The organism is Stutzerimonas nitrititolerans (assembly GCF_003696285.1).
Taxonomy (GTDB): Bacteria; Pseudomonadota; Gammaproteobacteria; order Pseudomonadales; family Pseudomonadaceae; genus Stutzerimonas; species Stutzerimonas nitrititolerans.
Window position 1 is genome coordinate 1 of the sequence record NZ_RFFL01000037.1, and the last position, 2,470, is coordinate 2,470.

The following is a 2,470-nucleotide window of genomic DNA, read 5'->3' on the forward strand; positions in this document are numbered from 1 at the left end:
AAGTGGCGCGCTACATTGGCCGCCACGGTACCGACAAGGTCAAGAAAGCCGCACTGATCAGCGCCGTACCGCCGCTGATGCTGAAAACGGCCGATAATCCGGGCGGCGTGCCACTGGAAGTCTTCGACGGCATCCGGAAGGCCTCGCTGGAAAACCGATCGCAGCTCTACCTCGACATCGCCTCCGGTCCGTTCTTCGGCTTCAATCGCCCAGGCGCCAAGGTCTCGCAAGGCCTGATCGACAGCTGGTGGGCACAGGGCATGCAAGCGGGCCACAAGAACACGTACGATTCCATCGCCGCGTTCTCGGCCACGGACTTCCGCGAGGACTTGAAGAAATTCGACGTACCGACGTTGGTGATCCACGGTGATGACGATCAGATCGTGCCGCTCGACATCTCCGGAAAGGCCTCCGCCGCGCAGATCAAGGACGCGCAGCTGATCGTCTACCCCGGTGCGCCCCATGGCCTGACCGATACGCACAAGGATCGCTTCAATCAGGATCTGCTGAACTTCCTCAAGAACTGAATGAACTGCTTCACCGCGCCGACCCTGGGCTCCCACGGTCGGCTTTTTTACCGCCAACAAAGCCCGCAATGATGCAGGCTTCAGCAGTCTCAATGTCCCGTCCTGAACAAGGTTTACACCTCCCAATCCAACTTCTTGGAGATCCAGATGTAGCAAGGTGTTAAGCGAACACAGCGTGATTACTCGCTGGCTGAATCGCCCCGGATTTTGTAGATACCGGATGACCGCTTTTGGCCGATACCTGCCAGTCGTGACGGCAAGTATGGAGCGAGAAGGGGCCGCGACAGACCGGACTCAGTTGCTACCGCGTCAGCGATGAAAGCCCTCCCGGGGGCGAGACGGCACGGCCGGCTCGATGCGTAGCACGCCAGCGCGACCCGGCTCCGCCCGGGAGACGCCACCATTGCACTATCATCTTCCCGGGCCGCCGGAATACGTATCGACCGTCATGCTCAACCCACCATCCTCAAGAATTGGGGAAGACCATGGATAGAAACAGCGCTCTTCGTCGTCGCAAGGATATTCTTCAGATGCTTGGCTTCCATGGGCTCGCGCCGCGCTTCCACTGGTCGCATGAGGTTGATCAGACGATTGTCTTCGACGCCTGGGATCACCAGTGGCAACGAGACGACAAAGGCGCTCGGATCCGATACCCACTCCGCACGAATGGCGCGCACTACAATCTGGCGGAGTCGAAGCAGAACCCAAGGGCCGGCCACTCACGCTGGCAGTGCCATGTCGACATGGTTATCGGGGGGCAGCGTACGCCGCGTGCGATAGTGCCGGTGGCCAATGATCCCAATGCCAAGCCGAACAGGGGTGCCAAGGGCTGGCGGCCGCTCGTCATCGATGGCCACATCGAAGTGGAAGATGGGCAGATATGGTTCTGTGTCGATGGGGAAACCCCACTGTAGGGGAGACGACCGGTTCACAATCGATCTTCTGCATGACTCGGGCATGAAGGTCGGACACGCTACCTGTCACGCGGGCTCTGTAACTCAATTCGAGGACCAGCAATCTGTAAGTAGGATGCGACCCATACACAGACCGTCCATAGATGCTTCAACCATCGCCCATTCGCTTCAGGGCTCGAGCACACGGACATCAAATGGACTTCATCTCGGACGTCGCAATCAATCTGTTGGCTCACCGTATCGGCAGTCGTGTGCTGGCTTTCCTCAGCGGTGGCCGGTTCCAAGGCGAGCGGGGCTTTGCCTGGGGCTTCGCGGTAGCTGTCGGCGGCTTGGTGCTGATTGTGCCCCTAGTGGCCTTCATCGCATGGATGATCCATACCGGTTCATAACGAGCCGATACTCGCGACTGCGCCCAGACAAGGCACAGCAAGTACCGACAGATCGCCTCGCACGGAATCCCGTCGCCGTCACCATCGATGCGCGGATTCCTGCACGTCCGAAGCTGGAAGCGAGCCTCTGCGCATCCGCTCATCTGGGCGCACGACTTGATTACCGAGCAGCTGAATCCGCCTTGCGAGGCCACCGGCGGCACCGGCCGTTTGGATACGGTCTGCATAACAGAAGTGCCGCGCTTGTCCTGGCGCCATTCCCAGGGGGCTTTCCGTTCCGCCTTGGACAGTGACCACAGGCCCCGCTTGAACTCCTTCGCCACCGCTTCGAGATTCAGCAGAGTGCGATCCTTCAGATAAACGCGATATGCCCAGGCGGCACCGGTCCTGACCAGTTCGGCATTCACTTCGAGATCGGCCACCTTCACCTGCACCACGGTCCGCCCGTAGCGGTCGCGGTCCTGGACGATGAGTGTGACGTCCTTGCCGAATACGAAGCCCGACAGGGCCTGTCGCGCACGAAGGCCGTAGGGCTGGCCCAACTCCGGTGCGTCGATTCCGGCCAGCCGAACACGCACCTGATCCCGGTTGGCGGTGAGGCAGCTGAAGGTATCGCCGTCGGCGATGCCGATCACGCGGC

The 2,470-nt window shown here is 60.5% G+C and carries 3 protein-coding genes; 2 read left to right on the top strand and 1 reads right to left on the bottom strand.

Features of this window, described 5'->3' with window-relative positions:
- Together EA795_RS20450 and EA795_RS20455 are read left to right on the top strand one after the other, a co-directional pair.
- Nucleotides 1-527 (top strand): alpha/beta fold hydrolase (locus EA795_RS20450; protein WP_147456327.1); only part of this gene is annotated, 527 nt, incomplete at its 5' end.
- Nucleotides 528-1,012: 485 nt separating this feature from the next.
- Entirely contained in the window at nucleotides 1,013-1,441 is a 429-nt protein-coding gene (locus EA795_RS20455; RefSeq protein ID WP_147456328.1) for a hypothetical protein, read from the top strand.
- A gap of 232 nt (nucleotides 1,442-1,673) precedes the next feature.
- On the opposite strand, the gene EA795_RS20465 is transcribed toward EA795_RS20455, so the two are convergent.
- Nucleotides 1,674-2,470 (bottom strand): thermonuclease family protein (locus EA795_RS20465; protein WP_240645059.1); only part of this gene is annotated, 797 nt, incomplete at its 5' end.